Annotated in this window: 25 protein-coding genes; 11 read left to right on the top strand and 14 right to left on the bottom strand. The window is 44.8% G+C overall.

Annotated elements, in window-relative coordinates:
• Positions 1-107: 107 nt before the first annotated feature.
• Entirely contained in the window at positions 108-998 is an 891-nt protein-coding gene (gene hdrB, locus CUN85_RS05235; RefSeq protein ID WP_135389280.1) for a CoB--CoM heterodisulfide reductase subunit B, read from the bottom strand.
• Complete coding sequence (hdrC, locus tag CUN85_RS05230) at positions 995-1,525, bottom strand: CoB--CoM heterodisulfide reductase subunit C (protein ID WP_135389279.1); 531 nt, start codon at positions 1,523-1,525, stop codon at positions 995-997. Before hdrC ends, hdrB begins: the two co-directional genes overlap by 4 nt.
• A gap of 324 nt (positions 1,526-1,849) precedes the next feature.
• Between hdrC and glnA the strand changes: the two genes are divergently transcribed.
• The 5 genes from glnA (at position 1,850) to CUN85_RS05205 (ending at position 7,732) form a co-directional block, all read left to right on the top strand.
• On the top strand, positions 1,850-3,190 hold the full coding sequence (glnA, locus tag CUN85_RS05225; RefSeq protein WP_135389278.1) for a type I glutamate--ammonia ligase: 1,341 nt from the start codon (positions 1,850-1,852) through the stop codon (positions 3,188-3,190).
• A gap of 210 nt (positions 3,191-3,400) precedes the next feature.
• Complete coding sequence (locus CUN85_RS05220) at positions 3,401-4,453, top strand: class II glutamine amidotransferase (RefSeq protein WP_135389277.1); 1,053 nt, start codon at positions 3,401-3,403, stop codon at positions 4,451-4,453.
• Complete coding sequence (locus CUN85_RS05215) at positions 4,450-5,958, top strand: glutamate synthase-related protein (RefSeq protein ID WP_135389276.1); 1,509 nt, start codon at positions 4,450-4,452, stop codon at positions 5,956-5,958. Before CUN85_RS05220 ends, CUN85_RS05215 begins: the two co-directional genes overlap by 4 nt.
• Positions 5,958-6,704 carry a GltB/FmdC/FwdC-like GXGXG domain-containing protein gene (locus CUN85_RS05210; RefSeq protein WP_235856204.1) on the top strand — a complete coding sequence of 249 codons (747 nt, stop codon included), beginning with the start codon at positions 5,958-5,960 and terminating at the stop codon, positions 6,702-6,704. Before CUN85_RS05215 ends, CUN85_RS05210 begins: the two co-directional genes overlap by 1 nt.
• The gene (locus CUN85_RS05205; protein WP_235856203.1) at positions 6,695-7,732 is read left to right on the top strand and encodes a Coenzyme F420 hydrogenase/dehydrogenase, beta subunit C-terminal domain; all 1,038 of its coding nucleotides are present in this window, start codon (positions 6,695-6,697) and stop codon (positions 7,730-7,732) included. Before CUN85_RS05210 ends, CUN85_RS05205 begins: the two co-directional genes overlap by 10 nt.
• 203 nt (positions 7,733-7,935) lie before the next feature.
• Here the strand turns inward: CUN85_RS05205 and CUN85_RS05200 are convergent, their stop codons facing one another.
• The 3 genes from CUN85_RS05200 to CUN85_RS05190 all read right to left on the bottom strand — a co-directional run bounded on the left by CUN85_RS05200 (position 7,936) and on the right by CUN85_RS05190 (position 10,664).
• The gene (locus CUN85_RS05200; RefSeq protein WP_135389275.1) at positions 7,936-8,463 is read right to left on the bottom strand and encodes a GNAT family N-acetyltransferase; all 528 of its coding nucleotides are present in this window, start codon (positions 8,461-8,463) and stop codon (positions 7,936-7,938) included.
• A gap of 2 nt (positions 8,464-8,465) precedes the next feature.
• Positions 8,466-9,794 (bottom strand): glutamine synthetase family protein, encoded by a 1,329-nt coding sequence (locus CUN85_RS05195; protein ID WP_135389274.1) that lies wholly within the window; start codon positions 9,792-9,794, stop codon positions 8,466-8,468.
• Between the two features lie 150 nt (positions 9,795-9,944).
• Positions 9,945-10,664, bottom strand: coding sequence for an NAD(P)-binding domain-containing protein (locus CUN85_RS05190; RefSeq protein ID WP_135389273.1), 720 nt, complete (start codon positions 10,662-10,664; stop codon positions 9,945-9,947).
• A gap of 435 nt (positions 10,665-11,099) precedes the next feature.
• Between CUN85_RS05190 and CUN85_RS05180 the strand changes: the two genes are divergently transcribed.
• From CUN85_RS05180 to CUN85_RS05160, 5 genes are read left to right on the top strand one after another with little or no spacing between them, the layout of a single operon-like run.
• Complete coding sequence (locus tag CUN85_RS05180) at positions 11,100-11,330, top strand: hypothetical protein (protein WP_135389272.1); 231 nt, start codon at positions 11,100-11,102, stop codon at positions 11,328-11,330.
• Between the two features lie 45 nt (positions 11,331-11,375).
• Positions 11,376-11,693 carry a Rieske (2Fe-2S) protein gene (locus CUN85_RS05175; RefSeq protein WP_135389271.1) on the top strand — a complete coding sequence of 106 codons (318 nt, stop codon included), beginning with the start codon at positions 11,376-11,378 and terminating at the stop codon, positions 11,691-11,693.
• A complete protein-coding gene (locus CUN85_RS05170; protein WP_135389270.1) occupies positions 11,693-11,941 on the top strand; it encodes a glutaredoxin family protein in 249 nt (82 codons plus the stop codon). The genes CUN85_RS05175 and CUN85_RS05170 overlap by 1 nt, the downstream gene beginning before the upstream one ends.
• A gap of 10 nt (positions 11,942-11,951) precedes the next feature.
• A complete protein-coding gene (locus tag CUN85_RS05165) occupies positions 11,952-12,299 on the top strand; it encodes a ferredoxin-thioredoxin reductase catalytic domain-containing protein (RefSeq protein ID WP_135389269.1) in 348 nt (115 codons plus the stop codon).
• Between the two features lie 5 nt (positions 12,300-12,304).
• On the top strand, positions 12,305-12,886 hold the full coding sequence (locus CUN85_RS05160) for a nitroreductase family protein (protein WP_135389268.1): 582 nt from the start codon (positions 12,305-12,307) through the stop codon (positions 12,884-12,886).
• Between the two features lie 41 nt (positions 12,887-12,927).
• Here the strand turns inward: CUN85_RS05160 and CUN85_RS05155 are convergent, their stop codons facing one another.
• From CUN85_RS05155 to CUN85_RS05120, 8 genes are all read right to left on the bottom strand, one after another.
• Complete coding sequence (locus tag CUN85_RS05155; RefSeq protein WP_135389267.1) at positions 12,928-14,343, bottom strand: nitrogenase component 1; 1,416 nt, start codon at positions 14,341-14,343, stop codon at positions 12,928-12,930.
• Positions 14,340-15,839, bottom strand: a complete 1,500-nt coding sequence (gene nifE / locus CUN85_RS05150) for a nitrogenase iron-molybdenum cofactor biosynthesis protein NifE (protein WP_135389266.1) — start codon at positions 15,837-15,839, stop codon at positions 14,340-14,342. Before nifE ends, CUN85_RS05155 begins: the two co-directional genes overlap by 4 nt.
• A gap of 30 nt (positions 15,840-15,869) precedes the next feature.
• Positions 15,870-17,240: a nitrogenase molybdenum-iron protein subunit beta gene (nifK, locus tag CUN85_RS05145; protein ID WP_135389265.1), complete on the bottom strand. Its 1,371-nt coding sequence runs from the start codon at positions 17,238-17,240 to the stop codon at positions 15,870-15,872.
• Positions 17,241-17,254: 14 nt separating this feature from the next.
• The gene (nifD, locus tag CUN85_RS05140) at positions 17,255-18,835 is read right to left on the bottom strand and encodes a nitrogenase molybdenum-iron protein alpha chain (RefSeq protein WP_135389264.1); all 1,581 of its coding nucleotides are present in this window, start codon (positions 18,833-18,835) and stop codon (positions 17,255-17,257) included.
• Positions 18,832-19,212, bottom strand: coding sequence for a P-II family nitrogen regulator (locus CUN85_RS05135; RefSeq protein WP_135389263.1), 381 nt, complete (start codon positions 19,210-19,212; stop codon positions 18,832-18,834). Before CUN85_RS05135 ends, nifD begins: the two co-directional genes overlap by 4 nt.
• Positions 19,213-19,230: 18 nt before the next feature.
• The gene (locus CUN85_RS05130) at positions 19,231-19,548 is read right to left on the bottom strand and encodes a P-II family nitrogen regulator (protein WP_135389262.1); all 318 of its coding nucleotides are present in this window, start codon (positions 19,546-19,548) and stop codon (positions 19,231-19,233) included.
• 12 nt (positions 19,549-19,560) lie between these two features.
• Positions 19,561-20,382, bottom strand: coding sequence for a nitrogenase iron protein (nifH, locus tag CUN85_RS05125; RefSeq protein WP_135389373.1), 822 nt, complete (start codon positions 20,380-20,382; stop codon positions 19,561-19,563).
• Positions 20,383-20,896: 514 nt separating this feature from the next.
• Entirely contained in the window at positions 20,897-22,372 is a 1,476-nt protein-coding gene (locus tag CUN85_RS05120) for a response regulator (protein ID WP_135389261.1), read from the bottom strand.
• A 273-nt stretch (positions 22,373-22,645) separates the two neighbouring features.
• Between CUN85_RS05120 and tnpB the strand changes: the two genes are divergently transcribed.
• Positions 22,646-23,767, top strand: a complete 1,122-nt coding sequence (tnpB, locus tag CUN85_RS05115) for an IS200/IS605 family element RNA-guided endonuclease TnpB (protein WP_135389260.1) — start codon at positions 22,646-22,648, stop codon at positions 23,765-23,767.
• Between the two features lie 175 nt (positions 23,768-23,942).
• Here the strand turns inward: tnpB and CUN85_RS05110 are convergent, their stop codons facing one another.
• The gene (locus CUN85_RS05110) at positions 23,943-24,281 is read right to left on the bottom strand and encodes a P-II family nitrogen regulator (RefSeq protein WP_135389259.1); all 339 of its coding nucleotides are present in this window, start codon (positions 24,279-24,281) and stop codon (positions 23,943-23,945) included.

Raw genomic sequence — 24,281 nt, 5'->3', positions numbered from 1 at the left:
GTGCTACTCACGTAATAACATTCAGTATCTTAAACTTATTGGTGGGACTGTGTATTCATGGTATTTACTAGATTATTTCCACTGCCTTAAAAGAAATTTCCTCATGATCACAGCATCTCTTCTATCTTTTCAATAAATTTCCCATTATTTGTTACATTGAGGTCAATCCCAAGCGCCTCCGGAGGAAATCCCAGAGCAAGCCCCATAAGCTGGGTGTAGTGTAGTACAGGTATATTGTAATCAACCCCTGTTCTCTGTTTTATTTCTTCCTGGCCCGCATCAAGCTGCATATGACAGAAAGGACATGCATTGACTATGCAGTCTATAACTGCTTCTTTAATCCTTGAGAGTTTGTGGTCGGCCATTTTAAGGGATTCATCCTTCAATGCGGAACGAACTCCTCCTCCGGCTCCGCAGCACTCCATCTTATCGGGGTAATCCACGCTTGTGGCTCCCAGGCATTCTATCAACTCATCGAAGAATTCCGGGCGATTAGAATCTCCCAGTTCCCTGCTTTTTGAAGGTTTAAGCAGATGGCAACCGTAGTGTACAGCAACTCTTAGTTTCAGTGGCTTCTCAATGTGTGATCTGATTATATCAGTCCCTATGTCTCTGTAAAGATATTCTATTATATGCCTGACCTCGATGTTCCCTTTAAACTCCTTTCCGATCTTTGCAAGATACTCGTTCGTTCTTTCTCTGAGGACCGGGTCGCTCTTGAGCATGTGGTTCGCATCTGCCAGTGAAGCAAAACAGCCGTTGCATATGGTCAGTATGTCGCGCTGAAGCTTTTCTGAGAGTACGATATTGCGACCCGCAACAGCCAGCCAGCTGGGTTCATCGAATGACCTGAAAACGCCAGGTGCGGGGCAGCAGGAAGCACCCTCCAGGTCCGTGCAGTCGATATTCAGTTTAGCCAGGCATAATCTGGTTGCCATTTCTATGCCCGGGTATCTGTTTGGTATCACACAGCCAAGGAAAAGTGTCAATCCTTTCATATTTCCTCACTTCCTGCATCTTTTTTTCCTGCTCTGTTCAGCAACCTGTCAAACCCACATGAAGTAAGGAGTATTTTAACTTCTTCAAGCTCTTCTGCATACTTGTGAACAGTTTCAGGTAGCTCATTGAGTCCGAGTTTAATTCTCTTTTCCCGGTTATCCTTGTCAATTGGCACTGCATGTCCATGTTCCAGAAGAAGTTCACTGACCTTTCTGTGCTCGGAATGCATTATTCCTTCGTGTACTGCAACTTTTCTGATCATAAGCACGGCATCTACGATATCAATGTTTCTCGGGCAGCGCTCCTGACAGTTGTAGCAGGTCGTGCACATCCATAATTGCTCATCATGCAGGACATCGGCGGTCTTAGCAGCTTTTCTGACAAGTTTTCGAATGTTAAGGCTGGTATGCCTGCCTGAAGGACAGCTGCCACTGCATACGCCACATTGCATACACTTGAAGATGTTCTTGCAGGCGTTCTTGACTTCATTTAAGACAAATGCGTCATCTTGTGGTATAGTAGGCATGTTACTCACATTTTTGAGAGTTCCTCTTTTCAGGGAACATAACAATAATACTCTGTTTGTGTATTTTTTGCAAATCTGATAAACCTTCCGACAACAGTTACCTGATCTTCCTTTTGACGGAAATACTTATTTTCCGTCGACCAGGGGTACAATGTCCCGTACAACCTGATAAAGAACTGACAGTACAGGTTTATCATGTATTAGGTTTCTTTGTTTATGGGTGTGGTTATAAAAACCTGCATTTGCTTCATACCACTATATTTATATATGATGGAGTAGGTAATGGGTTACTTACAACCCCTAAAGAATAGAGGAGTAATCAAAATGGTAAAAGCAAACCCGGTAACAAAGGAAGAAGTGTTACAGACTGTAGCCGAGTGCGATGTCAAATTTATCAGGACTCAGTTCACCGATACTCTCGGTATGATCAAGAGCTGGGCTATTCCTGCAGAAGACCTTGAGGGTGCATTTGAAAATGGTGTAATGTTCGATGGTTCATCCATTGAAGGGTTCACAAGGATTGAAGAATCCGACATGATCCTTATGCCCGATCCTACAACCTTCAGGATACTTCCATGGAGACCAAAGGAAGGTGCAGTTGCACGTATCATTGGTGATATATTCAGGCCGAACGGAAAACCCTTCGAAGGCGACCCGAGATATGTCCTGAAACAGGCTGTTGCAGAGGCAGCGGAAATGGGCTACACAATGAACACAGGTCCTGAACTTGAGTTCTTCCTCTTCGAACTTGATGAGAAAGGTCATCCAACAACAAATCTCACTGACAGGGGAGGATACTTCGACTTTGCTCCTCTTGACAAGGCACAGGATGTAAGGAGAGCAATCGACTTCGCTCTTGAGGACATGGGCTTCAAACTGGAAGCTTCCCATCACGAGGTTGCACCGTCACAGCACGAGATAAACTTCAGATTCGGTGATGTGCTGACCACATGTGATAACATTATTACATTCAAGTATGTTGTAAAGTCCATTGCAGCACACATGGGATATTATGCAACGTTCATGCCGAAACCACTCTATGGGGTGAATGGTTCAGGTATGCACTCCAACCAGTCTCTCCTGATGGATGGAGGTAATGCATTCTACGACCCGGATACGCCGGATCAGCTCTCTACAACTGCAAAGCAATATATTGCAGGGATCCTTGCACATATTCGTGAATTCGCTGCAATTACCAACTCAACAGTTAACTCCTACAAGAGGCTTGTACCCGGATTTGAAGCACCTATATACTGTACATGGTCCGCATCAAACCGCAGTTCCCTTATACGGATCCCTGCCTCGAGGGGCCTTGGTACACGGGTAGAGCTCAGGTGTCCTGATCCGGCATGTAACCCATACCTTGCATTTGCAGCAATGCTCAGTGCAGGTCTTGACGGTATCAAGAAAGAGATGGAACCACCAGCTTCAACCGATGTCAACATCTTCAAACTTACTGAAGAGGACCGGGCGGCAAGGGGTATTGAATCTCTGCCAGGCGACCTTAAGGAAGCTATCGATCTCATGGCAGGCAGTGAATTTGTAAAGGGCGTAGTTGGAAAGCACGTCTTCGAGAACTATCTTACTGCAAAGAATGCCCAGTGGGACGACTACAAGGCACAGGTTCACCAGTGGGAACTGGACACATACCTTAGTATACTGTAAGGGGAATCCCCTTACTCTCTTTATGGAAAAAATCAATATTATTAATTATAACATGTCTTTGGTAGTAGCCTTTTTCTGGCTGCTAAAACGTGAATATCTTAGTTGTTCACGAAAATTCGGGCTTCTCTGATATGGATGTTGCATGGTTAAATTCATATCATTTAAATACTATCTTATAGCCCTAAAAATTAAATACTTATAGTGATCAACATGTGCGGAATTATAGGCGTAATCGATCGGACCATGGCCAGAATGGACGGCTCCAGTATTAAAAAGGCCCTGGGTCTGATGGATGAAAGAGGAAGTGGCGAAGGAGCGGGATATGTAGCTTACGGCATATATCCCGATTACCCGGATTGCTATGCGATCCACGTTTTTTTCGATAATCTGTTAGAACCAAAATCAGATGTGGACAAGATACTGCAGAAATGGGGCAGGATAGTCCATCAGGAGGAGATACCGACATACGAACAACCGGGTCTCAAAAAAGAACATATTCCCTGGCGATATTTCTTCAAACCTTATACCGATCTGATGGTGGGTACAACAAACCCTGATGATGATAATGTCAAGCGCCTTGTGATGACCATCAATTCGAACGTAGAAGGTGCTCTGGTTTTCTCATCCGGGATAAATCTTGGAGTATTCAAGGCTTCCGGCTGGCCCGAGGATGTGGCCAACTTTTACAGAATAGAGGATTACAAAGGTTACATATGGCTTGCGCATAACCGTTATCCGACCAATACGGCCGGATGGTGGGGGGGAGCTCACCCGTTCAATCTGCTTGACTGGTCAGTTGTTCATAACGGTGAGATAACTTCTTACGGTACTAACCGTCGCTATGTGGAAAGCAATGGTTACAAATGCACGATGTCAACTGATACGGAAGTAGTGGCTTATTTATTTGATTTTCTAGGAAGAAGGCACGGTCTTCCTTCAGATATGATAGTTGAAGCACTTGCTCCTCCTTTCTGGGACGAGATCGATGAAATGCCTGAAAAGCAGGAAGAATTCATGCGTACATTGCGTCTTACATATGGCCCTGCACTGATGAACGGTCCCTTTGCAATAGTTGTTGCTACAAAGGATGGTATAGTGGGCTTCACTGACAGGATAAAGCTACGCCCCCTTGTCGTAGGGGAAAACGGAGCTCGTCTTTACATTTCAAGTGAAGAAGCAGCCATACGCGTAATGGACCCTGAGGTCGAGAAGATATACATGCCACGGGCAGGAGAGCCGGTTATCGGGAGTGTTGTGGAATGAGTCTTGGAAGTGTTCCCCTTAAATATAAAATCAGTATTGACCGTGAACAGTGCATGAAATGTATGCGCTGTGTTGATAATTGTTCATATGGTGTTTACAGGGTAGAGGATGATAAGATCCTCATTGATTCCCGCAAGTGTACTGCATGCCACCGCTGTATGTCCATGTGTCCGAGAGATGCTATAATGCTCCAGGAAAAACCCGTGGACTACCGCAGCCATCCCCTATGGACAGCAGAGGCTCGTGAGGATGTCATCAATCAGGCACGCACAGGAAAGATAATCCTGGCCGGAATGGGCAATGCAATTGATTACCCGATCATATTTGACAGGCTGGTGCTTGATGCATGCCAGGTCACCAACCCGAGTATCGATCCTCTGAGAGAACCGATGGAACTGAGGACGTACCTCGGTAAGAAACCTGCAAAGCTCGAGTTCACAAAGAACAATGGCGACGTAGAACTCAGTACAAAGCTTGCGCCGAATCTCAAACTCGACACACCGATAATGATCGGTCACATGAGTTACGGTGCCATCAGCCTGAATGCACAGCTCAGTCTGGCAAAGGCGGTTGCGAAAACGGGAACCTTTATGGGCACCGGTGAAGGGGGTATGCATGATGCTATATATCCATATCAGGACCATATGATCGTCCAGATCGCATCAGGACGCTTTGGCGTTGATATAAATTATCTCGAACGGGGTGCTGCAATCGAGATCAAGGTGGGCCAGGGTGCAAAACCCGGTATTGGCGGTCACCTTCCGGGAGAGAAAGTATGTTCTGACGTATCCTGCACCCGTATGATCCCATTGGGTTCGGATGCTATCAGTCCTGCTCCTCATCATGATATTTACAGTATAGAAGACCTTGCCCAGCTTGTACGCAGTCTCAAGGAAGCTACAAACTGGGAAAAGCCGGTCTTTGTGAAGATAGCCGCAGTACATAACGTAGCTGCAATTGCTGCAGGTATCGCAAGGTCTTCCGCAGATGCGGTAGTAATCGACGGTTTTCGTGGTGGCACGGGTGCGGCACCCAAGGTATTCAGGGACAATGTCGGTATTCCGATCGAAGCTGCAATTGCCGCAGTAGACCAGAAGCTGAACGACCAGGGTATCAGGAATGAGATATCGCTGATAGCCAGTGGTGGCATCCGCAACAGTGCAGACCTTGCAAAATCCATTGCGCTTGGTGCTGATGCAATCTATATTGGGACGGCCTCGCTCATAGCGCTTGGATGCCGTGTATGTGGTAACTGTTACCGTGGACTCTGCCCGTGGGGTATTGCAACCCAAAGGTCTGAGCTTGTAGAACGCATCGATCCACAGGTTGGTTCGCAGAATGTTGCAAACCTTATCAACGCGTGGACACTTGAACTGAGTGAGCTCATGGGTGCGGCGGGTCTTAACAGTATTGAGAGCCTTCGTGGCAATCGTGAACGTTTGCGTGGTTATATGCTGGACGAAGGCCTGCTCAACGTGCTCAAAGTAGAATCAGTGGGGGCCTGATGGAAGTGGAACCTCTGGTAATAGATGCAAAAGGTATGCACTACACTCCATTGAACAAGATGATACGTGCGGCAGTAGCCTCCGGTGTTAAGGAAATAGTGCTCAATAATGTTTTGGGGCAGCGTTTTATCGGAAACGGATTAAGGGGGGATGCAAAGATCATCATAAACGGTGTTCCCGGCGGTGATCTCGGAATGTTCATGAGTGGGCCGGAATGTGAAATATTCGGTGATGCCGAACATGCTCCTGGAAATACAATGGATAAAGGGTCACTGATTATACATGGAAGCGCAGGTGATGCAGTTGCACACAGCATGCGCGGAGGAAAAGTTTTCGTAGAAGGCAATATCGGTTACCGTGGCGGTATCCACATGAAGGAATATGAGGACAAGCGTCCCATACTTGCTGTAGGAGGCACGTCACATGCATTCCTGGGTGAATACATGGCTGGTGGCCTTATTCTGGTACTTGGTATCGGGCATGAACCGGCAGTTCGGGACCGCGGCATAGGTAGCGGGATACACGGTGGAGAGATTGTCATAAGGGGTGATGTCAACGATAAACTGCTAGGTGTGGGAGCCACGAAAGTCCTCTTCACTGAGGATGATCTGGAAAGGCTGGCTCCTGTGATAGAAGAATTCTGTGAGAGGTTTGACCTGGATTCGTCTTCTTTCCTGGACACGAACTACTCGAGGATAATCCCTTCAAGCAGCAGGCCTTTTGCAGGTAAGTACACATGGGATTGATCGAAATGGCAGGTAAGAATTATCTTGATCTTAAGGCAGAGGTATGGGATACCGGGAAATGTGCGTCATGTGGTGCATGTGTTGCTGTATGTCCGGCAGATTCCATCTTCTTTAAAACCGGTGAAGAATCGGTCCATCCGTTCAACAGGGACTACTGTAAAGATGTGAATGATAACGTACCCTGTGGTGCATGTTATGAAGTGTGCCCCAGACTTGAGAAGCAACCTTCGGAGATAATCGGTAACTATCTCAATATAATGTCCGCAAAGGCAGCATTCGAGATCCCTGGAAAACAGAGTGGTGGTGCAGTCACGGCAATACTTTCAAATGCACTGGAACAGGGAATGATAGATGCGGTTGTAACAGTCGTGGAAGATCCCTGGAGCCTGAGGCCCTCTTCAGCCGTAATATCTTCCAATGAGGTTCTCATCAACCACGCAGGAAGCCGTTACAACTGGTGGGTACCATTGGTTGCATCCCTGAAAGAGGCTGTGATCACACGCAAACACACAAAGATTGCGATTGTAGGGGTTCCCTGTGTCGTACAGGCAATCCGCCAGATGCGTGAGAGTGACCTTGACATCATCAGGCCGTTCAAGAAATACATACGTCTTATAGTAGGTCTGTTCTGTACTGAAACCTTTGACTACGAGAAGCTTATGCAGGACAAACTTATCTCTGAAAGAAATATCGATCCTCTGGATATCATTCACTTCGATGTGAAAGGCAAGCTGGAAATAACCCTGAAGGATGGATCACTGACCCTCATATCTCTCAAGGAGGTAGAGGATTGTGTACGTCCCGGCTGTAAGATATGTACAGACCTTACTGCATTATATTCAGATATTTCTGCTGGCTCCGTCGGAAGCCCTCAGGGTTCTACTACCCTGGTCATTCGAAACCCGGTAGGCAGACATTTTGTGAACAGTGCTGTAGAGCACGGTAAACTGCTGCCGGAGAATAAAGTTGATATGGGATCTGTCGAAAAACTTTCCGCAAAGAAGATCGAGAGGATGCCAGAGGAGTAGTCTGAAAAGACATTACATTTATGGGCGCGGTACCTATACACTTCCTCTATTCTTCCTAACCATGCAATGGGTACCGTGTCCGAATTTTTTAAATGTTCAAAGCGGTCAAATGTGGTAGTAAAATCTTACTGCATAAAACCGCCATGAAAGTGATTTTTTAATTTGTCGGGAGAATTTATCTTATTGTCAAACACAATCTTATATTATTCTTTTGCAGCTTTCACGGATACGATCATCTTCCTGTAATTGAAGGTATCGATGCCGTTTCCTCTGTCGTTCAGGATTACTGAATAGGTGCTGTATCCAAATCCCTCATAGAATCTCTTTGCTTTTTCGTTGCCTGACCACGTACAAAGGTATATCCTTCTAAAACCTTTAGCAAGTAGTTTTCCTTCCAGTCTGGAAAGCAGCAACTTGCCTATCCCTGACTTACGGTAAGAAGGATGCGTGGCAAAGAAATTAACATATACTCCGTCTTCACTCTGCCATTTCTCGGTGCAACCCGCCATTGCAACAAACCCTTGCATCTGATCGGAAGGTTCCGGTTCTCTTAGCTGTGCGACAAGATAGTTTGCGTAAGGAACTGCAAGGGTATTTTCAACCCTTTCACAGATTCCTCCTCTCCTCTGTGAAAGAGGTGGGCAGAAATCATTGTCAACAAGTTCAATAAAACGGAAGACGGCCTCGAAGTCTTCCTTCGTCGTCTCCCGTATGACAATGTCCTGTTCCATGTTTAAAAAGCGTTCAGGTATCTATTGACTTCCCATTCATGTACCTGTGTCCTGTATGCGTCCCATTCGGCTCTTGCAAGTCTCAGGATGTTGTCATGCACATGGGCACCAAGCTTCTCTCTGAGAAGTTCATCTTTCTCCAGGCAGTCACAACTTTCGTTGATAGTGCTCGGGAGAGTTTCAATGGACCTTTCTTTAAGCTCCCCTGGTGTAAGGTCGAATACATTCTGGTCCATAATTTTCGGAGGCTCGTTCCTGTTCTTTATACCTTCAAGTCCTGCTGCAAGTATGGCAGCGAAGGTCAGGTAAGGATTGCAGGAAGGGTCCGGGCTTCTCAGTTCCGTTCTGGTACTGTTCCCACGGGGTGAAGGTATGCGGATAAGAGAACTGCGGTTCGCGCCAGACCATGTGATATAGACCGGTGCCTCATATCCTGGTATGAGTCTCTTATACGAGTTGACAAGCGGGTTTGCAATACAAGAGATAGCTTTTATGTGGTCAAGGACACCGGCAATGAAATGTCTGGCAATGTCGCTTATCTGCATATCGGCATCCGGGTCATAGAATGCATTCTTCCCTTCCTTTGAAAGTGACAGGTTAATGTGCATCCCCGAACCGTTCTCAGTGGCAATGGGTTTTGGCATGAAGGTAGCGTGCAGTCCGTATGTTTTTGCAATAGTTCTTGTGACATACTTGAACGTTACCACATTGTCGGCTGTCGAGAGTGCATCCCCGTACTTGAAGTCGATCTCATGCTGTCCGAAGGCAACTTCGTGGTGTGAAGCCTCTATATCGAAATTAAGATCTGTCAGTGTAAGTACAATATCCCTTCTGATGTCCTCTGCAAGGTCAGTAGGTGCGAATTCAAAATAACGTCCGTAATCATTGGGAATCGTTGTGGCCTTTCCATTCTCCTTTGCAAAGAGGAAGAACTCGAGCTCGGGTCCTACGTTGAACTGGTATCCCATGTCTTCTGCTTCTTTAATGATCTTTTTCAGGACATATCGCGGGTCGGCTTCGAACGCTTTTCCGTCCGGCAGGTATACATCGCATATCATCCTGGCAACCACACATTTATCATTCCCCCATGGAAGGATGGCAAAAGTCTGGGTATCAGGTCTGAGCACCATGTCGGACTCATCGATCCTGACCATTCCTTCGACGGATGAACCGTCAAAGGAGATACCCGTGGTCAATGCTTTCTGTATCTGAGTGACCGGAATCTCAACATCCTTTACTATTCCCTGAATATCAGTGAACTGCAATCGTATGAACTTTACGTTGTGTGTTTCGATGGCTTTGATCACATCGTCTTTATTGTTAATCTTCATTCAATCGCCTGTTGTAACTTCCTCTTATTCCTGAGCAGTCCATGCAAAACTGCGTTTGGATATTATTAAAAGGTAGAGTTATATCTTCCTGTTGGGAACTGAGTTTTTTCTTCCTTTTGAAGTTCCGGTTAGCCAGGTAAAAAGGACTTTTTATATAAATTTTATACTTATGTCTTTCATTTTATTCCTTGCGGCGACATTAATGATCAGTGGCGTAAGCGATTCCAACATTGCAGCGGCTTCAAGCGGTCCTGTGTCAAGCGGTCTCATTCTGGAAATGTCTTTAATGAGTCCGAAAACAACTTTCTTTGAGTATTCGGAATTTGCACATACCCCTATGTCGTAATCGAGTTCAAGTTCAAGATCTGCAAGTTTTTTCGCAGGGACTGTGTGAAATGCGGATGCCAGTTCTGTTCCTGCAGGTAACATATTTTCAATCTCCTGTGTAGCACTTCCCGCCTCAGGCATTGTGAAACAGAAATAGTCGGCATTGAACTGGTCGCTTGTGATAGGTATGGTGCGGGGTTCGGCATTGGGACTGATGTAGCACAGGTTCTTTTCCATGGGTACGACAACACTGATAAATATCTGTTTACCGATCACAGGTGTTATCAGATCTATCAAAGACCGAAGCTGATTGTACCGAATAGCGATAACAACTATCTCGGCTTCCTCAGTTGCATTTTTATTGTCGCTGCCGGTGATATTTGCATTATAGCCCTGTCTTTTCAGTATATCTCTGTACTCTGCAGCGAACTTCTCTGCTTTTTCAGCATTGCGGGAACCGATGATCATATCGTGTTTCTGCCCCCAGCGAAGTGCGAACCCTTTACCTATATTGCCTGTTCCTCCAAGTATCGCTATTTTCATGCCTGTTCTCCATTCCGATCTTGATCATTAGCTCCAAATTAGTTAATCAATGCTCTTGACACTTTTATAATTGACCTGTGGTACTGTGTTAATCCGTATCAAGCTATTTATACTATTCGAGGATATATCATGTTTTTATTTCAGACACAGGCATGGAAATGCTCCAAAGACCTTCTTTTTTACTGTCCATGTACCGTCAGATACTTTTCCTTAAACCTCTGGTAATCCTCCTTCCGTACTATTTTGATGTCTCGGGAGTATGGATGGTCTTTCCGATATCTGATTTTATGGCCGGTCTTTTGAGTATGTTCCTGGTCGTGAAGGAATATCGCTATTTTCAGCACCGGGTAAATAATACATTTCCTTAATCCTGTAGGTCCATTCACGACAATTATTTATATTTTTGAATCCCTGCTTAATATGGGAGGTTATCAGATGCCGGAGAAATCCTGGTTCTTTGCAACGGAAGAAAATGATCAGATGGAAGAAAAATCAGAGTTTGTCAGAGCAAAGAGGACTTCTGTTATTATTTCAAAGAAGGGCGAGTCAGTTAATTCTCTATATGATTGCCATGGTTGGGAATATGGCACGGCGACCAGCGAAAACACTGGGAACGATGGCACAACTCTCGAAGCTTATGATAATACTACAGAAGACAGGAAATAAGGGTCCTGTTCTGAAAAGATAGATCTCTGGTAGAAGGTGAAGTTTTTGGTTTCATGGGTTTTTGCTATAAATGAGAATGAACTTGCCGACGGTGAGAAAAAACCGTTGCTTCTTGAAGGCAATGCAATACTGCTGGTCAGGCAGGAGGGGAACTTCTATGCAATGTCCAATAAGTGTCCTCACATGGGCTGTCCCTTTTCAAAAGGAACTCTGAAAGGATTCATTGTAAAATGCCCTTGCCACGACTGGGAATTTGATATAAGGAACGGTGAGTTTCTCGCTGCATCAGAGATAAAGGATACTGTCTATGGTACTAAGGTCTCTGACGGTCAGGTCTTTGTGAACATGAAAGGTGATCTTTAATGAAGAAAGTGGTAATGTACACCCTGAGTACCTGTCCCTGGTGCATGAGGGCAAAGAAATACTTCAGGGAACATGATATTCCCTTTGAGTATATAGATTATGATAAAGCTGATGAAAAAACCCGCAGATCTATCATGGAGGATTGTAAGTCACATGGTGAGGAGATGTCCTTCCCATTTGTCAAAATAGGAGATGATGTAGTCGTAGGCTACAATCCCCAGAAGTATTCAAAATTACTGGAATCATGAAGGGGAACTGATGGATACAGAGAAACGTAAACAACAGTTAAGGACAATGTTCCAGCGTGTGATCGATCCGCTGGGATACAAGTACAGCCCTGATGAGGAACTTGTCGATTTTCTGCTGGAACAGGAAGTAATGCTGGAAAAGGAGAAAGGCAGCCCTTTCTGTCCGTGCCAGGGTTTGACCGGTGAGAGGGAACATGATATGCAGCTGGTATGCCCTTGCATACCTTTTCACAGGGAGCACTTCGATGCAATGAAACGTTGCTGGTGCGGTCTTTATGTTCATAAGGATGTTGACGATCCTGATGACCTTCCTCAGATTTCCAGGAAGGAGTTCGAGCAATCAAGAAAGAAGGAGTGAAATAAATGGTGGGGGAAGAAAATGATATAATACGGAACATAAAAACAAGAAGAAGTGTCCGTGATTATGTTGATAAGCAGGTGAGTGAGGATTCCATAAATAAGATAATAGATGCTGGAATCCATGCTCCTACGGGTTTCGGATCGGAGCCCTGGTTCTTTGTAGTCGTACAGAACAGGGAAATGATGACAAGGATGTCCGACTACTGTAAGCCGAAGTTGCTTGCACAACTTGAAGATGTGCCGAATGACAACATTGCTGACTTTAAGAAGATGCTGAAGCAGGAAGAGTTCGACATTTTCTATGGGGCCCCTGTGCTCGTCATTGTACTTGGGAGTAATGCCGGTTTCACTACAGATTATGATTGCGCCATGTGTGCGCAGAACATGATGCTTGCAGCTCATTCAATGGGTATTGGCAGTTGCTGGGTAGGTACTGCCTGCTTCATCCAGGACAATGTGGAGTTCATGAGCGAACTTGGGATACCTTATGATTACCGCGTGATAGCACCCATTGTATTCGGATATGAAGGCAAGGTCCGGGAGAGACCTCCCAGACAGGAGCCAGAGGTAGTCTGGATACATTGATCTGCCAGATCTTTCCTTTTTTTTATTCAGGGATACTTTCTTCAAGCTTCTGCGGAGTGAAACGAATCCTCGCCGAGCGGAACATAACTTTCCGGTTCGGACCATTTCGCAGCGAGTTTCTCTTCCTGCGCTTCCAGGATTGTGTTCGTGATCCTGTCCAGCATTTCCATTGCTCCGCGATATCCTATGGCCAACATCCGCTGGGCTCCGACCCTGTCGTGAATCGGGAACCCGATCCTGACAAGAGGAATTCCTATGTCCTTTGAAATGTATTTGCCATTGGAATTGCCTATCAGCATCTCAGGCTTTGCCTTTTTTACCGCGTCATTGAACGCATCGAAGTCCACATCCTCTAGGACCGTCACATCACAGTCCGGCTTCACCTGCCTGACCCTCTCCATAGCATATTCCGCGAATCTGGGTGACTTGCTGGAAGCCACGACCAGTAAAGGGTGCATTCCATTCTCAAGTGCGAGGGAAAGTATTCCTAAGACATTGTTCGGGTCTCCATAGATGGCCACCTTTGTGCCATACACGTATTTATGTGCGTCCACCATTGCATCTATCAGGCGCCCTCTTTCCTTCTGGTAATCCTCATGTATGTCCGTTCCTGCGATCCCGGACAGTTCAGTGAGCAACCTGTCAGTGTACTCCAGACCGATGGGCAGTGGCAGATTATGGGAAGGGATCTCGAATGTCTTATCCAGATAACTGACTGCTTTGTTATTGTTAGTTATTCCCAGGCCAATTGTTGCAGCACTGTTCTTCATATCCGCTATATCTGAGTGAGTGGTTCCTCCGGGAAATATCTTCTGGAGTTTTCCTGTCATGGGTGCGTCAAATGTCTCCGATATATCCGGCAGGAGTATGAAAGAATTAGAGCCTAATGTATCTGATAGTATCTTCTTTAGTTCACGTGTGTCTTCTGGTGATATGTTCTCTGAAAGTACAACATTGAGTTTATTGTTGAAGATCTCGTTTCCGGATTCGTGGATCGTGAATTGTTTCACAATGGCTTCCACTGCCTTGATGTAACCACTGTTATGGCTATCCTCATAGCTGGGTGTGGGGACCGGGATTATCATTATTTCATCTGCAAGGTCCTCTTCTTCTCTGAAATCTGCAATGATACTTCCGATGTCGTCCCCGATTGTTTCGGCAAGACAGGTAGTGGAAACACCGATCACCTTTGGGTTGTAACGCAGGATGAGGTTCTTCAATCCCTTCTTGAGGTTCTCGCTCCCGCCATATACAGCACCTTTCTCGCTCAGGGAGCTCGACCCTATGTCCACTGGCTCCTGGAAGTGGTGTGCAAGATGCAGCCTCATATATGTGCTGCATCCCTGGGAGCCATGGAGCAGTACCATGGAATCCTCTATTCCCTTGAATGCTATCACACTGCCTATTGGCTGGCACATGATACATGGGTTGACTGTAGAATAATTCCTCTCGGTCATGCTACGGACTCCTGCAGTGCTGTGGCGTTGACATCATGCATATTGTCTCTTTCCTTTTTCATTTCTTCTGGTTTTGTTTTATGTTGTGGTTTCAGGCCGGAATCATTTTTTGTACGGATGCTTGCGTCCACTGCGGGTTTAAGCTTGCTTCCGTATACCTTCCAGACAGGACTGCTTATGGATGAATCGAGTTCCCTTGCGAAATTGAGGAATCCGTCGTAACCTTCGAACTCAATGACCCTGTCATGATTGAAATCACAGAAAGCGACACCAAGCTTGTAGGCCAGGAACCTTTCCTTGACACCTGCAACCATGAGGTCTGCCTTCTGTTTTACAATAAGGTCTGCAAGTTCCAGCGGGTTTGCGTCATCTACAATGACCGTTCCATCCTTTACCTGGTAACTGATCTGCCTGTAGTCATCCCGCTTTCCGGTCTGTGTGCCTATTATAACGACTTCCATTCCAAGTTCCCGAAAGCCCTTTATGAGTGTAAGTGCCTTGGCAGCACCTCCCATGTATATCGCAGCAGTCTTTCCCCGGAGTTTATTCCTGATCGTCTCGATCTCGGGCATTATTCTCTTTGTTTCCTGCTCGATTATACCTTCGGCTATCTTCTTCATCTCTTCGGAATCGAAGAACTCAGCTACTGTCTTTAATGCGATGGCGATATCTTCTATCCCGAAGTAGCTCACCTTGCGGAAAGGAATTCCGTACTCCTTGTCCATCCACTTCGCGAGATATGTCATGGATCCTGAGCACTGCACCAGATTCAACTGAGCTCCGTGTGCCTTCGAGATGCTGTCTGCTGTTGCATCTCCTGTCATGGAAGTTATCACTTGTATTCCCATTTTCTCAAAGAGGGGCTTTACCAGCCAGACATCTCCTGCCACATTGTAATCACCTAGTATGTTAATCCTGTATTCTGAAGTTATTTCAGGTTCCTTTGTTCCGATCAGTTGCATAAGTGCGTTGCATGCTGCCTTGTATCCGTCGGACTTCGTTCCTTTGAATTCTTCTGACTGCACAGGCAATACAGGAATGCCAACCTTTTCACTTGCTTCTTTGCAAACTGCCAGGAGATCGTCACCGATTATACCGACAATACAGGTTGAATAGACAAAGATGACCGGTGGGTTGTATAGCTTGGCCAGCTCTTCAATGCTCTTTGAGAGTTTTTTCTCACCACCGAATACTACGTCCAGTTCCTTCATATCAGTTGAAAAACTGGTACGGAACGTTTCCTTATCACTTGAAAGGCTACCTCTGATGTCCCATGTATAACTTGCACATCCGATTGGACCGTGTACAAGGTGTATAGCATCGGTAACGGGATTCAGTGCCACGCGGGCTCCGGAATATACACAGGCTCTCTGGCTCATTGAACCGGCGATGGATGTATTGTCGCATGCAAGTTCGCTGCTTTTTTTTGCCTGCTTCAGGGCTATGTATGGCTGTCTTTCATCCAGCGTACTTATCACGCTTGTAATGTCTGGCATGTTCTCACTCCTAAATAATATGTGAGGCCGTTATTGTACGACCTCTAGTTCTTCTTCAGGGACTGTCTTGTCCTTTATGTCCAGGAAAGTGTTCCCTATCCACTCGATCATGCGGGCTGCTCCTGCATATCCCATTAATGGGAAGTGATGCAGGTTTGCCCTGTCCATTATCGGGAATCCCACCCTGATCAACGGGATCTCCTCAGCAAGTGCTATGTGCTTACCATAAGTGTTCCCGATCAGCATATCCACAGGCTCGTTCTTGATGACCTGATGGAGTGTGAAAAGGTCAGCTCCCGTAAGTATCTGTGAATCCGGATACAATGGATGTACCATTTCTGACATTTCCTCTTCGAACTTCTTGCTAACAGTACCTGAAAGAATTACTGTTGGCTCCATTCCCATCTCAAGCACCAGGCTTGTCAGACCCTGGATGATGTCAGGATCTCCGAAAATGGCTACTTTCTTTCCATAGTAGTGTGCATGGGCATCTGTCATCATGTCAACGACCCTTGCCCTTTCCTGCTCTATTTCCGGTGGAATTGGTACGTTTGCAAGTTCGGCTATCTTCATGATCAACCTGTCAGTGTAACGTACACCGATGGGTATCGGTCCTATCTGTACAGGCATTTTGAACTTGTTCTTGAATACGGTTGCTGCTGCACCGCCGGCCATGCCACAGAGTGCAATGGTTCCAAGTGAGTTTGCACTGTCTTCCACATCTCCGATGGATGTCCCGCCCTTTGCGTAAAGTGATCCGTCACCGGAAAGACCGGAATCGAACACCTCTGTCTGGTCAGGGAATACGATAGCCGGGACATTCAATATAGAGAGTATTCTTTTAATTTCCCTGATGTCTCCCGGATCAACGAAACCTGGTATTATATTGAGTTTGCCGTTTGGCTTTGACTTCTGGGCAAAGGTTGTGACGAATGACTTTACCATGTTATCATAGCCTGTTACGTGGGAGCCTACATAACTCGGGGTTGATGCAGCACATAACTTAATGTCCGGGTCAATGAGTTCTTCCATTTTGACATCTTCAATGATCTGGTTCACATCGTCACCGATGGTCTCTGCCACACAGGTTGTGTGAATGGCAATGACCTCAGGTGTGTAAACTGCTTCAATGTTGCTAAGTGCCTGCCTGAGATTGGATGCACCACCGAAAACAGCTGTTCCTTCATAGAAACTGCTGCTTGTGCCTGTTGTTGGTTCTCTGTAGTGTCTGGTAAGGCACATCCTTAAGTATGACAGACATCCCTGTGACCCATGGCTATGTGGCATACAGTTGTGTATGCCCATTGCAGCGTAAACTGCACCAATGGGCTGGCATATCTTGGCAGGATTGATCACCAGTGCATCACGCTGAACGCTTTCCTTTGGAGTATAATCTAACATTTTCTATTCCTCCCTTATTCTGCCTTCCACGGGACTTTCATCAGGCTCCATGTTGGGTTGTTCACTGCCATATCTATGTCTCTTGCAAAGTTCAAAACACCAGAGAATCCAGTGTAACGTCCGCTGTAATCATAGGAATGTATCTGTCTGGATGGAATCCCCATCTTTTGTGCCATATACTTGTCCTTGATCCCTGAACAGAACAGGTCCGGCTTGAGTTCCTTTATGAGGAACTCAGTTTCATAGTGGTTGAGGTCGTCTACTGCGATTGTTCCGTCCTTCATTTCAGGTAACATTCCTTCGTAGTCCATAAGTCCAAGCTTTTCCTTGAGTTCCTGCATACGTTCTTCACTGATAGCAGGCTCAAATCCTTCTTCCATCTCGTAGTGGAGATCTTCAAGCATTCCACTTGAGGCCTTCTCCTTCATGCCTTCGAGGACCTGTCTGCCTTCGTAGTCATCGCGGTGTGCGAATTGGTATCCTGCCACAAGCACCTTCATACCAAGGTCTTCGAAAAGGTTCTGGTAATGGTGTGATCTGGACCCTCCTGAGTAGATGAAGACCTTCTTGCCTGCAAGCTTCCTTTTGTACTTCTTAAGTTCTGGTTCGATCTTTGCAATTTCTTCTTTGATCACTTCTTCAGTCTTGTTTGTCAGTGTAGGGTCATCAAAGAACTTTGCCATTTTTCTTAGTGACTTCTTCGTACCTTCTATTCCAACGTAGTTTACCTTCAGCCATGGAACTCCGTACTTCTGTTCCATCATACGGTTGGTGTAATTGACTGACCTGTGACACAGCAGGATGCTAAGCTTTGCCTTGTGTGCTTTTGCAAGACTGTGGAATGATCCGTCCCCTGTGAAACTTGAGACGATACGATATCCTATTCTTTCGAATATCGGCCTGATCTCCCAGAGGTCTCCACCGATGTTGTACTCGCCGAATATATTTATGTCAAAGGGAGTGGGGTCTTCCAGTTCCTCAGTACCGACCACGTGTTCCATGAGCACATTACTTGCAATGTGGTGGCCGGCTGACTGGCTTACACCTCTGTAACCTTCACAGCGAAGTCCCATGACCTTGATGCCATGTTCTTGTTCTGCTTCCAGGGCGACCGCCTCTATGTCGTCACCGATAAGTCCTACAGGGCATGTTGCACATATGGAGATCGCACCGGGTTTGAATATCCTCACAGCATCATCAATAGCTGCCTTGAGTTTCTTCTCGCCACCGAACACGATATCCGTTTCTACCATGTCTGTGGAAAAACTATATTGCAGGTAGTTGTCGCCACCGTTTTCAGCCTTACCCATATTCCGCCTGGTTCCCCAGGTGTAATATCCACATCCAATTGGTCCGTGAACGATGTGAACCATGTCCTTGATGGGTCCCATTACCACACCCTTACCACCGGCAAAGGCGCAACCACGATTTGTCATGATGCCGGGTATTACTTTGCTGTTAGCTTCGATATGCTGCTCTGTGTCGCAGGAATCCTTGACAACGAAGTGTTTTCTCCTGTCCTTTGCTACTTTTTCAGGATAAATCTTCATCATCTCATCGACGATATTCTGTGAGGATTCAATTTCAGAACTCATTGTTCCTCCCTTTCGACTGTGATATTTCCTTCTTCTCCCGTCCTTATCCTGTAGGATTCAGGTATATCTGTTACGAAGATCTTTCCATCTCCTGCATGGCCTGTCTGATTGATGGTGATTATTCTTTGAACGATTTTGTCTGCTGCCTTATCATCGACAACTATAGTGAAAAGACGCTTTGGGATGAAGGGTATGCAGTTCTTTGACGAGACCCCTTCCTGTTCAGGAAGTGGCGGATCGAATTCATAGCACAGTCCTTTTTGTTTTCCTCTGCCCATCACCTTTTCCACGGTGAAAGAAGGGTATCCGCACTCTGAAAGTGCATCAAGGGTCTTGTGCACTTTATTCATGCGGATGATTGCTGTTATTTCCTTCATTTGAGATCCTCTCCGGTTTTAAAGTCCGCATTCACCGGTACGTATCGTGTAAGAGCTTTCAACCGGGTTAGTGAAGATCTTCCCATCTCCATACTTTCCTGTGTGAGCTGAGCTCTTTATTATTTCAACAACTTTTGACTTATCTTCATCTTCAACTACCATCATGAGCATTGTCTTTGGAAGCTCGTCAAATTGTACTTCAGTTGTATGGATACCTCTCTGTTTACCTCTTCCAAAAACATCTGTCTTGGTAAGGGATACGTAGCCTTCTTTTTCGAGTTCTTCTACGATGTCAGATACCTTGTTAGGCCTGACGATTGCACGAATCATCTGCATTTGTTTTCCACCTCACAGTTCAATTATTCCGAATTCCAGCATCATTGCTTCCAGATCTTCCATTTCCATTGGTTTTGGGATTACGAACAGGTCATTGTTCTCGATGTTGTTTGCCAGTGTAAGGTACTCCTGTGCCTGGTCGCATTCCGAGTCGAATTCGATAACTACCTTCCTGTTGATCTCAGCACGCTGTACAATGTTGTCTCTTGGTACAAAGTGAATTAGTTTGCTTCCAAGTCTTTCTGCAAATGCTTCAAGGAGCTCACGTTCTCCGTCTACCTTTCGACTGTTGCAGATAATCCCGCCAAGACGTGCACCCCCCTTTGCGTACTTCTGGATACCCTTGCAGATGTTGTTTGCTGCATAGATCGCCATGAGTTCACCACTGGCAACTATGTAGATCTCCTGTGCTTTTCCTTCACGGATTGGCATTGCAAAACCTCCACACACTACATCACCGAGTACGTCATAGAAAACATAATCCAGGTCTTCTTCGTATGCACCAAGGTTTTCAAGCAGGTTTATTGATGTGATGATCCCCCTTCCTGCACAGCCGACACCTGGCTCCGGTCCGCCGGATTCTACACATTTGATTCCTCCGAAGCCCGGCTGGATCAGGTTGGCCAGTTCTACAGATTCATCGCCTTCTGTTCTTAATGTGTCAAGTACTGTCTTCTGGTTAAGACCTCCAAGGAGCATTCTTGTTGAGTCTGCCTTTGGGTCACATCCTACTAACAGTATATTTTTTCCCATAATGGCGAGTGCTGCTGTCAGATTCTGTGTTGTTGTTGACTTGCCTATTCCGCCTTTTCCGTATATTGCTACTTGTCGCATGGTCTTTTCCTTCTGTACTTTGTAGTTGATTGTGTTGTACTGTTTTGGAGCTGCCTTGCTTATATAGTACAACGGAATCCTATGTACCATTTAATAGTACATAAATCTATTTATTATGGTTTATTATGGCCTTTGTCTTTTTTGAGAAAAAAAGCTAGCTTGAAGTCGAAAGACATAATTTGTTTAAAAAATAGTATATGTATATATGATCTGCAGATTTGCTATTAAAACCTTCAAATCCAGTCCGATTTAAGCAAACACCTATATAATGGTATTTGGGAGACTTTCAGCTATATTATGGAATCTTTGAGTCAAGGCAGAATCTGGTTTTGGTCTTTATATCCGTTGCATTCCTGGTAAGCAGAAAGTTCAGTCACTAAAAAAAGTAAAGAGAATGGCAGTGATCTGTCCTTTTTTTACAGATGTTTACTACGGTTGGCAGGCAGATTTTACCTTTTAAAGTGGCATAAACTGCAATGATAGTTGTCTAAAAATAGAAAATCATTTCTGGTTACTAAGCTTTTTTCAGTGTCAGCCAGAATATACTTCCCTGGCCTTCCGGATTATCCGCGACCCCTACATCTTCATCGTGCAGGTCAATTATTCTTTTTACGATTGCAAGGCCTATGCCAGTACCCCGTACATTCTCTTTGTGGAGACGTTTGAAACGCTCGAATACTTTTGCTTTTTCAAGATCCGGAACTCCATCTCCCTGGTCTGTGATGCTGAACTTCCATTTGTCTTGCAGGTCATCGATCTTTATCTCAATAGTACTATCATCGGGACTGTACTTGATGGCATTGGACAGCAAATTACTGAAAACCCCTTCAATCATGGGGTTTACCATCGCGGGATATGAATGATCCGGCAGTTTATCCAGTTTGATCCTCTTTTTATCTATGTCCGGTGAATATCTGTTCACAACATCCTGCAAAATGGAACCGATATCATATCTGACAAAAGTTACTTCTTCTATGGACTCGAGTTTTGCAAGCCGGGCTGCTCCTTCGATCAGATCTATAAGCTTTGATGTTGAACGGTTTATGTTTCCTATGAGGTGCTTCTGTTTCTCGTCGGTATCCGTTTCTTCAAGGATCTCGGTAAATGATTTTATGAGCCCTGCAGGATTTAGCAGGTCGTGGCGAAGGACATCTGTAAAGAGGTCTTTAAGTTCGTTGGAACGCTCCAGCTGGCTTGCATATTCCATTAACTTGATCTCAGCTTTCCTTTTTTCAGTGATGTCCTCTCCTGATATCAGGATTCCGGTTACGTCTCCTTTTGAATCGGTCAGGACGGAATCATACCACTTGAACAACTTTTCTTTACCGGTTTTTGTGACGAGGGGATATTCGTGGTATTCATTCTGCTCAATCAGTCCTCTTTGCAGGTTATCATATGTGCTTTTTACGTCCCTGGTGCAACTATCGATAACGAACAGGTCGATCCAGTTCCTGTTCATAATGTTAATTCTGTTATAGCCGAGAAAATCAGCACCTTTCTTATTGATATGAATGAGCTTGTACTCAGGATCGAGGACCGCAATCAGTATTCCTACATAATCAAGATATTTGTGAGCCTTATCAAGCTCGGTAAGTAAGCTGTCATGCTGCTCCTTTATCCGCAGGAGGGAGGTGATCTTCTTGTCGAGTTCGAATCTGTCAGCAGGTTTTTTCAAAAAGTCATCAGCACCTACTTCAATGCCTTTCTGGTGATCGTCCCTGGATGTCAGGGATGTGAGCATTATAACTGGTATAAAATCGAGTTCGTAGTCCTTTTTTATTATCCTGCATACGTCAAAACCATCCATTCCAGGCATAACGACGTCAAGAAGTATGAGGTCTGGCTCCTCTTTTTTCACTAATTCAAGCCCCTCTTTCCCGGTAGGTGCAGTGATAACATCATAAGTTTCACAAAGATATGAAGTAAGGATTGCTACGTTGATCTTCTCATCATCAACGATCAATATTTTTTGTTTACTACTCACATCCATATACAATATTATTATAATATATAATATATTATGTTTTGAATTTATATGTGGTTGTAGATTCAAGCTTTTTATAAGAGGAGTGTAAAACCCCTATGTCTTTAGCTTCACATTAAATCGAAGATTTAATGGGAGTTCCATTTCTTTGAAATGGAACACAGGGGATGTAAGCGTCCATCGCCTCTGATTCCGTATGTATTCTATTACCGTTTATACTCCACAATATTACTTCATTAACGTAAACTATAAATAACGTTAACTCTAATATATGTTTGTATGTTAAAAGCCTGCAAGTATAGGATGTATCCTACAAAAGAGCAGGAAGAGAAGTTCTTTCAGCATTTCGGAGCATGTAGATTCATCTATAATTGGGGTTTAGAACAAAAAATCAAAACCTATGAACAGGACAGTAAATCAATTTCAAGATTCGACCTGAATAAAGGAATAACAATGTTGAAAAGAGACGGAAAGCACGATTGGCTCAAAGAAGTTAACTCTCAGTCATTACAGGGTGCTACCCTCAATCTCGACAATGCCTTTACAAAATTTTTTCGGGAAAAGAAAGGATTCCCGAAATTCAAGTCACGGAAAAACCCAGTACAGGCGTACAATGTTCCTCAAAATTACAAAGTTGATATTGAAAATAACCGCATATACCTTCCAAAAATAGGCAACGTTAAAACTATTCTCCATCGTTCATTAGGTGACGGTGACTTAAAAACAGCTACAGTATCCCGTACATCTACAGGAAAATATTACATTAGTATCCTTGTAGACGACAACCGGGAATTTCCGGAAAAATCGGATTTCTCCGTAAACGATACCGTAGGAGTAGATGTAGGTATCAAGAATTTTGCTATCACTTCTAATGGTGATAAAATCGACAATCCAAGACACCTTAAAAATTCCATGGAGAAACTTAAGGTTCTTTCAAAACGCCTATCTCGAAAACAGAAAGGCTCAAAGAACAGAAATAAAGCCCGTCAACAAGTAGCCAAGTTCCATGAAAAAATAAGAAATCAGAGACACGATTTCCAACATAAGGTTTCAACAAAGCTCGTTAGCGAGAACCAAGCCATAGCAGTAGAAACCCTCAATGTCTCCGGTATGCTTAAAAATCATTGTTTGGCTCAACACATAACTGACGCTTCGTGGGCTTCCTTCATAACAAAACTCGAATATAAAGCTGAATGGTACGGAAAGACAATTCTCCGCATCGGAAGATTCGAGCCAAGTACAAAAATCTGTAATGTTTGTGGATTTCATAACAGTTCCATGACATTAGCAGACAGAAAATGGAAATGCCCGGAATGCAATGCCAATCATGATAGGGACATAAATGCCTCTATCAACATTAAGAAATTCGCTCTTCAAGAGCAGAACTTAATAGGAATGTAAGCACCCTCGGAACGAGGGGAAGAGCCTGTGGACTTGTGAACAATGGTTCAAGGGATGAAACAGGAAGCCACGAAGTTTTTAGCTTCGGGGTAGTTCACCAGATTATTGGGAATCTGATATGCGGATATTTACCCGTTGTTTCCGTTCGCAATAATAAAAAAAAGGAAGAAAGCGCTTAAAGCGCATCTCCGTCGGTCTCGCCTGTACGGATCCTGAAGATCTTCTCCACAGGGTAGATAAAGATCTTTCCGTCACCGATAGAACCAGTTGCAGCGCTTTTCATGATGATGTCTACAACATTCTCGGCATCATTATCATTGACAACTACCTCCATTTTGATCTTTGGCAGCAGGTCAACACAATATTTGCGTCCTCTCCACTGCTGCATAACACCTTTTTGCTTACCACGGCCTTTTACATCTGTCACAGTGATACTTTCGTATCCTGCTTCTTCCAGTGCGTCCTTGACCTCATGGATCTTGGTAGGCCTTATGATTGCTTCTATTTTTCTCAT

Origin of the sequence: Methanolobus halotolerans, assembly GCF_004745425.1 — an archaeon.
In the GTDB taxonomy this organism is placed as follows: Archaea; Halobacteriota; Methanosarcinia; order Methanosarcinales; family Methanosarcinaceae; genus Methanolobus; species Methanolobus halotolerans.
This window is presented reverse-complemented; position numbering and strand designations above follow the sequence as displayed.

Bases quoted from the DNA above. Each gene is read 5' to 3' on its own strand.
- CUN85_RS05220 (WP_135389277.1), top strand. From the start codon at position 3,401: ATGTGCGGAATTATAGGCGTAATCGATCGGACCATGGCCAGAATGGAC.
- hdrC (WP_135389279.1), bottom strand. From the start codon at position 1,525: ATGCCTACTATACCACAAGATGACGCATTTGTCTTAAATGAAGTCAAG.
- CUN85_RS05215 (WP_135389276.1), top strand. From the start codon at position 4,450: ATGAGTCTTGGAAGTGTTCCCCTTAAATATAAAATCAGTATTGACCGT.
- nifH (WP_135389373.1), bottom strand. From the start codon at position 20,382: ATGCGACAAGTAGCAATATACGGAAAAGGCGGAATAGGCAAGTCAACA.
- CUN85_RS05190 (WP_135389273.1), bottom strand. From the start codon at position 10,664: ATGAAAATAGCGATACTTGGAGGAACAGGCAATATAGGTAAAGGGTTC.
- CUN85_RS05120 (WP_135389261.1), bottom strand. From the start codon at position 22,372: ATGGATGTGAGTAGTAAACAAAAAATATTGATCGTTGATGATGAGAAG.
- nifD (WP_135389264.1), bottom strand. From the start codon at position 18,835: ATGAGTTCTGAAATTGAATCCTCACAGAATATCGTCGATGAGATGATG.
- CUN85_RS05170 (WP_135389270.1), top strand. From the start codon at position 11,693: ATGAAGAAAGTGGTAATGTACACCCTGAGTACCTGTCCCTGGTGCATG.
- glnA (WP_135389278.1), top strand. From the start codon at position 1,850: ATGGTAAAAGCAAACCCGGTAACAAAGGAAGAAGTGTTACAGACTGTA.
- CUN85_RS05165 (WP_135389269.1), top strand. From the start codon at position 11,952: ATGGATACAGAGAAACGTAAACAACAGTTAAGGACAATGTTCCAGCGT.
- CUN85_RS05130 (WP_135389262.1), bottom strand. From the start codon at position 19,548: ATGCAGATGATTCGTGCAATCGTCAGGCCTAACAAGGTATCTGACATC.
- CUN85_RS05195 (WP_135389274.1), bottom strand. From the start codon at position 9,794: ATGAAGATTAACAATAAAGACGATGTGATCAAAGCCATCGAAACACAC.
- CUN85_RS05210 (WP_235856204.1), top strand. From the start codon at position 5,958: ATGGAAGTGGAACCTCTGGTAATAGATGCAAAAGGTATGCACTACACT.
- CUN85_RS05205 (WP_235856203.1), top strand. From the start codon at position 6,695: ATGGGATTGATCGAAATGGCAGGTAAGAATTATCTTGATCTTAAGGCA.
- CUN85_RS05200 (WP_135389275.1), bottom strand. From the start codon at position 8,463: ATGGAACAGGACATTGTCATACGGGAGACGACGAAGGAAGACTTCGAG.
- CUN85_RS05160 (WP_135389268.1), top strand. From the start codon at position 12,305: ATGGTGGGGGAAGAAAATGATATAATACGGAACATAAAAACAAGAAGA.
- CUN85_RS05110 (WP_135389259.1), bottom strand. From the start codon at position 24,281: ATGAGAAAAATAGAAGCAATCATAAGGCCTACCAAGATCCATGAGGTC.
- CUN85_RS05180 (WP_135389272.1), top strand. From the start codon at position 11,100: ATGCCGGAGAAATCCTGGTTCTTTGCAACGGAAGAAAATGATCAGATG.
- hdrB (WP_135389280.1), bottom strand. From the start codon at position 998: ATGAAAGGATTGACACTTTTCCTTGGCTGTGTGATACCAAACAGATAC.
- CUN85_RS05155 (WP_135389267.1), bottom strand. From the start codon at position 14,343: ATGACCGAGAGGAATTATTCTACAGTCAACCCATGTATCATGTGCCAG.
- nifE (WP_135389266.1), bottom strand. From the start codon at position 15,839: ATGCCAGACATTACAAGCGTGATAAGTACGCTGGATGAAAGACAGCCA.
- CUN85_RS05135 (WP_135389263.1), bottom strand. From the start codon at position 19,212: ATGAAGGAAATAACAGCAATCATCCGCATGAATAAAGTGCACAAGACC.
- nifK (WP_135389265.1), bottom strand. From the start codon at position 17,240: ATGTTAGATTATACTCCAAAGGAAAGCGTTCAGCGTGATGCACTGGTG.
- tnpB (WP_135389260.1), top strand. From the start codon at position 22,646: ATGTTAAAAGCCTGCAAGTATAGGATGTATCCTACAAAAGAGCAGGAA.